This window comes from Cupriavidus sp. HMR-1 (genome assembly GCF_000319775.1).
Taxonomy (GTDB): domain Bacteria; phylum Pseudomonadota; class Gammaproteobacteria; order Burkholderiales; family Burkholderiaceae; genus Cupriavidus; species Cupriavidus metallidurans.
Genome location: NZ_ANKP01000192.1, coordinates 1 through 4,425, shown reverse-complemented (window position 1 = coordinate 4,425; position 4,425 = coordinate 1). Strand labels below are relative to the sequence as shown.

Annotated in this window: 5 protein-coding genes and 1 pseudogene; 3 read left to right on the top strand and 3 right to left on the bottom strand. The window is 67.1% G+C overall.

Features of this window, described 5'->3' with window-relative positions:
• The first annotated feature begins 221 nt into the window (after positions 1 to 221).
• Entirely contained in the window at positions 222 to 1,178 is a 957-nt protein-coding gene (locus tag D769_RS20020; protein WP_008648843.1) for a LysR substrate-binding domain-containing protein, read from the top strand.
• 20 nt (positions 1,179 to 1,198) lie between these two features.
• Here the strand turns inward: D769_RS20020 and D769_RS20015 are convergent, their stop codons facing one another.
• A complete protein-coding gene (locus D769_RS20015) occupies positions 1,199 to 1,732 on the bottom strand; it encodes a nucleoside deaminase (protein WP_008648841.1) in 534 nt (177 codons plus the stop codon).
• Here D769_RS20015 and D769_RS20010 point away from each other — a divergent pair.
• Both D769_RS20010 and D769_RS20005 read left to right on the top strand, forming a co-directional pair.
• Positions 1,731 to 2,894 carry a histidine kinase gene (locus tag D769_RS20010; protein WP_008648840.1) on the top strand — a complete coding sequence of 388 codons (1,164 nt, stop codon included), beginning with the start codon at positions 1,731 to 1,733 and terminating at the stop codon, positions 2,892 to 2,894. The two genes, D769_RS20015 and D769_RS20010, sit on opposite strands and share 2 nt — an antisense overlap.
• Positions 2,891 to 3,679, top strand: coding sequence for a LytTR family DNA-binding domain-containing protein (locus tag D769_RS20005; RefSeq protein WP_008648839.1), 789 nt, complete (start codon positions 2,891 to 2,893; stop codon positions 3,677 to 3,679). The genes D769_RS20010 and D769_RS20005 overlap by 4 nt, the downstream gene beginning before the upstream one ends.
• A 21-nt stretch (positions 3,680 to 3,700) precedes the next feature.
• Here D769_RS20005 and D769_RS20000 read toward each other — a convergent pair whose 3' ends face one another.
• The gene (locus D769_RS20000) at positions 3,701 to 4,021 is read right to left on the bottom strand and encodes a 2TM domain-containing protein (protein ID WP_024570492.1); all 321 of its coding nucleotides are present in this window, start codon (positions 4,019 to 4,021) and stop codon (positions 3,701 to 3,703) included.
• A gap of 185 nt (positions 4,022 to 4,206) precedes the next feature.
• Positions 4,207 to 4,425, bottom strand: a pseudogene (locus tag D769_RS19995) (nitronate monooxygenase); the annotation flags it as partial.

Genomic DNA, 4,425 nt, shown 5'->3' with positions numbered 1-4,425 from the left:
GTGCCGGTGGCGGCAGCGGCGGTGGCCGCGGCGCTGCCCAGCAGCAGGCGGCGGCGCATGAGGCTGGTGGGGTTGCCTTGCGTCATGATGTCTCCGGTGTTGTTCGATGCGGCTGGTGCTCTGCCAGTCGCCATGCCGGCGATTGTGGTGGCGCGAACCATAACAATCCAATCAAATAATGGCATTGCTTCATAACCAAAAGGTTAGGTAGACTCGCCAGCATGGCCCACATCGACCGCGCGTTGCGCTCCAACATCAAACTACGCCACCTGCAGATGCTGGTGGCGCTGGACGAATTTCGCCACCTGGGCCGCACTGCCGAGTTCCTGGCAGTCAGCCAGCCGGCGGTGTCAAAGGTGCTGGTGGAAGTCGAAAAGATGATGGGTATGGCGCTGTTCACGCGCTCCACGCGCGGGACCGAGCCGACGCCGGCCGGTGAGGCGCTGGTGCGCTTTGCCCGTTCCGTGCTGGCCCAGTACGAAGTCACGCGTGACGAGATCGAGGCCGAGGCCAGCGGTGCGTCAGGCCGAGTGCGCGTGGGGTCGATGGGTGCGACGCTGCCGGTGTTGCTGGCCGGCGCGGTGGCGCGCCTCAAGCAGCAGTCGGCGCGCGCCACGGTGCTGATCGAAGAGGGCGATCTCACGCATCTGCTGCCACGATTGCGGCTGTCTGAGCTCGACGTGATCGTCGGGCGGCTGGAGCCAGCCTATGCGGCGCCGGATCTCGTGACCGAACCGCTCTATGACGAGCCGATGGTTGCCATCGTCGCCACCGACCACCCGCTGGCCCGCAAGAAGCGCCCCGGCTGGGCGGATCTGGCGCGCGGCCCGCTGGTGCTGCCGCCGCCCTGGGCTTCACTGCGGGTCAAGATCGAGCAGGCGTTCTTCCGGCATGGATTCGAACCCCCGGTGGATCGGGTGGAGTCGTCTTCGTATCTGGCGGTGACCACGTTCGTGGCGCGGCGGCAGGCGGTCGGCTTTGTCGCGCGGACCGTAGGCCGACAGCTCGAGGCCGAAGGGCGCTTCCGCGTGCTGGCGATGCCGGTGGAGGTGGATTTGCCCCCGGTCGGCCTGATCACGTTGCGGGACAGGCGACTGGCGCCGGGCGCCACGCAATTGATGGCGTGCCTGCGTGCCGAAGCCGGCGAGATCGAGCAGGCTGGCGCCGATCAGCCTTGAATCGCCGGGTTCAGGCCCATTCACGCATGCGGTACCCAGAACCCGATATGTGGCGCTGCAGCTTCGTCTTCCAGCATCGGTCCAAGCACGATGACCTGACGCTGTCCGCGCGCGAATACCTCGCGGCATGGCAATGCGAACGTTGGATTCTCCGGATGATCGCCGGTCAGGCCCAGCAGCCCATGTTCCGACAGCGCGTAGACCACGCGCCCGATGCCGGTCCAGTAGATCGCGCCCGCACACATGCAGCAGGGCTCGGCGCTGGTGTAGAGCGTGCAATCCGCGAGCTGGGCTGGCGTGAGCAGCTTTGCCGCGCGGGCAGCGGCCACCAGTTCGGCATGCTGGGTGGGGTCGCCTTCGGGCGGCATCGAGTTGTTGCCGGCCGTGACGATGACATTGCCCTGGGCATCGGCCACCAGCGCCGCGAACGGATGGCGGCCACGCTGCTTCGAATCTTCGGACAGGGCAATCGACTGGCGCAGCAGCGCGAGATCGCGTGGCGAGGGCGAGGAAGTGCTCAGGGTGGCGGTCGGGGCGGACATCGGGGTGGACATGGGGGCGAAGATCTCCGGAAGCGGTGCGTGTTGCGATGCGGCAGGCACCCGCCATCATCCGCGCAAGTGGCGGGCGTCGCAAGTCGGCGGGTGTCGCAAGTCGCGCCGGCCAGCGGCCATTGGCGCCGCCTTTCCGTTCATCCGCGAGACGTCCGATGCCTTCCGGCGGGTGCCGGTGGTAACCTCGCAGCATTCCGCGTCCCCGACCATCCGAATCGTCCATTCAACCGTGCGCCCCGCAGACCCCGAACTCTGGCGAACCGCCTCCGAGCAGCGCGCCTACAACGATGCGCGCCGTCGCGTGCGCTCGCTGCGCTTCTTCTACATGCACGCACTGGTCTACGTGACGGTCAATGCGATGCTGATCACCATCAACCTTGTGACGTCGCCACATCGGCCGTGGTCAGGCGGGCCGCTGATGGGCTGGGGGATCGCGCTGGCCATACACGGCATGATGACGTGGAGCCGCGTGGGTTTGCTCGGCCGTAGCTGGGAAGAACGAAAGATCGCCGAGTTCATGGCGCGCGAGCAGGTGCGCACGATCTCCACGGAAAAGCAGCTCGTGGAAGCGCAGATGCGCCTGCTGCAGGCCCAGATCGAGCCGCACTTCCTGTTCAATACACTGGCCAACGTGGTCAGCCTGATCGAGCCGGCGCCGCAGAAAGCCACGCTGATGCTCGAGCATTTCATTGCCTACCTGCGCGCGTCACTGGCGGCCAGCCGCGCCACCCAAGGCACGGTGGCGCAGGAGGCCAAGCTGCTGCGCGATTACCTGGCGCTGCTGAAAATCCGCATGGGCGACCGTCTGCAGTACACGATCGAGGTCGATCCCTCGCTCGACACCGCGCCGCTGGCGCCGATGCTGCTGCAGCCCGTGGTGGAGAACGCCATCAAGCATGGGCTGGAACCGAAGATCGAAGGTGGCCATCTGCGGATCACGCTGGAGTCGCGCGGGCCGCGCATGTTGGCGACGATCGAGGATGACGGCATGGGCTTTCATCCCAAGGCCGGGTCCGGCGTGGGCCTGTCGAACCTGCGTGAGCGGCTGGCGGTGCTGTATGACGGTGACGCCCACGTGCGTATCGAGGAGCGGTCACCTGGGACCGCCGTACTGATCGAGATCCCGCTGCCCCGCGCATTCCGAACCGGAGACACCGCATGATGTCCACCGCCCCCACCGCCACCACCGTCCCTACGGCGTTGATCGCAGACGACGAGGAACACCTGCGCGCCCACCTGCGCGGCAAGCTGGCCCGGCTGTGGCCGGAACTGCAAATCGTGGGAGAGGCCGCGAACGGCGTGGAGGCGGCGGCGTCGATCGCGCGTCTGGCGCCCGATGTGGCCTTTCTCGATATCAAGATGCCGGGCATGTCCGGGCTGGAGGTGGCGCAGGGTATCGAAACCGATACGCGGCTGGTGTTCGTCACCGCATACGACGAGTTCGCGCTCGATGCTTTCGATCGCGCGGCGGTCGACTATCTGGTCAAGCCGGTGACGGACGAGCGCCTGGCCCGCACCGTGGAGCGGCTGCGCAAGGCCTTCCAGGATGCAGCGCCGATGCCGGAACTGGCGCAGCTGCTGAGCCAGCTCACGCGCGGCCAGCCACGCGCCGAGGGTGGCGGCCTGCTGCGCTGGGTGCGCGCCAGCCGCGGCAACACCACGAGCCATGTGCCGATCCAGGACGTGATGTACTTCCACAGCGACGACAAGTACGTGGTGGTGCATACGCGGGACGGCGAGCACTTGATCCGCACACCGTTGGCGGAACTGGCCGAGGGCCTGGACCCCGACGTGTTCTGGCAGGTCCACCGCTCGACCATCGTCAATATGGAATGCGTCGCCGGGACGCGCCGCGACGAGAGCGGCCGGCTGTTCGTGCGGATGCGCGACAGCGATACCGAACTGCCGGTATCGCGCGCGTATGTGCACCGCTTCAGGCAGATGTAGCGTCTGCCTTGAAGCCGGGGCTCAGTGGCGATCCATGAACTCCTGGATCTTGCGCGCTTCCCAGTCGCGGCCCCAGCGCGACAGGCGCATCCACACCAGCCCGCCGTGGATCGCCAGCGCCAGCCCCCATCCGAGCGTGGTGCTCAGCGGCCAGGGCCAGCCCGTGGTCTGATAGTGCGACCACGACGGCGAGCCGAAGTAGTAGAAGCGGAACCACAGCCAGCCATTGACCAGCACATAGACCAGCAGGTGGATATACCAGCCGCGCAGCGCCCGCACCATGCGGCGGGCGCGCCAATAGGCCCAGGCGTTGTCGTCGGCGGGAGGGAAGGGCGGGCGCATGGATTCCTGACGCATGAGTGACCTCGCTATGTGGATTGTGCGGGTTGTGTTGGTGCGTCATGTATAGGCCACTGCACGTGCCAGTGCCATGGGCATGGGCCGAATCGACGGAATTTGGGGGCGAATGACAGGGAATCGGCGCGAACGGGGGGGCCTCCGTCCGGCCCGATCCTGATCCCTCCCTCTTAGCCCAGCACCGCCTTCAACCCGCTCAGCCGCTCCAGCGTTGCTTTCAGTTCCGCCGTCAACGTGGCAACCAGTTCCGCCGCAGGCATCGCCCTGGCCAGGGGCACTGCCTGGCCGGCCCACTGCGCGGCATAGTCGCTGTTGCCACTGGCCTTGGCCGCGGCGTGCAGCGCCTTGCCGGCGTCGTAGGTCATGGGGTAGCCGGCGGCTGCCGGCGC

Excerpts from the sequence above, each read along its gene's own strand:
- D769_RS20020 (WP_008648843.1), top strand. The coding sequence starts at position 222 with ATGGCCCACATCGACCGCGCGTTGCGCTCCAACATCAAACTACGCCAC.
- D769_RS20010 (WP_008648840.1), top strand. The coding sequence starts at position 1,731 with ATGGGGGCGAAGATCTCCGGAAGCGGTGCGTGTTGCGATGCGGCAGGC.
- D769_RS20005 (WP_008648839.1), top strand. The coding sequence starts at position 2,891 with ATGATGTCCACCGCCCCCACCGCCACCACCGTCCCTACGGCGTTGATC.
- D769_RS20015 (WP_008648841.1), bottom strand. The coding sequence starts at position 1,732 with ATGTCCACCCCGATGTCCGCCCCGACCGCCACCCTGAGCACTTCCTCG.
- D769_RS20000 (WP_024570492.1), bottom strand. The coding sequence starts at position 4,021 with ATGCGCCCGCCCTTCCCTCCCGCCGACGACAACGCCTGGGCCTATTGG.